This is a genomic window from Vibrio sp. 1580 (assembly GCF_033340055.1).
Genome location: NZ_JAWOVT010000616.1, coordinates 1 through 547, shown reverse-complemented (window position 1 = coordinate 547; position 547 = coordinate 1). Strand labels below are relative to the sequence as shown.

Annotated in this window: 2 pseudogenes; both read right to left on the bottom strand. The window is 37.7% G+C overall.

Features of this window, described 5'->3' with window-relative positions:
* Positions 1-222: pseudogene (locus R7093_RS27465) on the bottom strand (hypothetical protein); the annotation flags it as partial.
* A gap of 152 nt (positions 223-374) precedes the next feature.
* A pseudogene (locus tag R7093_RS27460) lies at positions 375-547 on the bottom strand (LysR family transcriptional regulator); the annotation flags it as partial.

Below are 547 nucleotides of genomic sequence, written 5' to 3'. Positions count from 1 at the left end.
ATTGGTTTTTACTACGTCAGAAACTTTTTCTCCGTCTTTATATCCTTCATAAAAAAGTTCTCGATGAACCGTTAGCCCAACTTGTGGTTTACCATCAAGCTTAATAACACCACGTACTTCTGGTGACATTTCCACATCGTATTTTTTAAACGGCCAAAACATTGCACTTGCTCCTACCGAAAATAGAGCTAGGACCAATATAAGCGAGTTTTTTTTAGCCATAGCCTTTCTCTATCCATTAGTTATTTTCTAGGATGATATGGAAAAAGATGAGTAAGAGAGAGAAGTTAATAAAGTGAAGATAATTTGTGGGAAGTGGCTCAAGATAATATGTAATTAAGAAATTTATTTTTATTATTTCTTAAACACTTAAATCATCGTCGTGACTCAATCTGCTTCAAAAGCCACTCTCTAAATCGCTCAGTCGACTGGCTTCTTGTATTCATGATCAAGTAATACCCAGCATTGGCAGGAATGGGGGGGAATGGAGAAACCAAACGTTTCGTCGTCAATTCATCCTCAATCAACGCCATGCGTGCCATCGCGA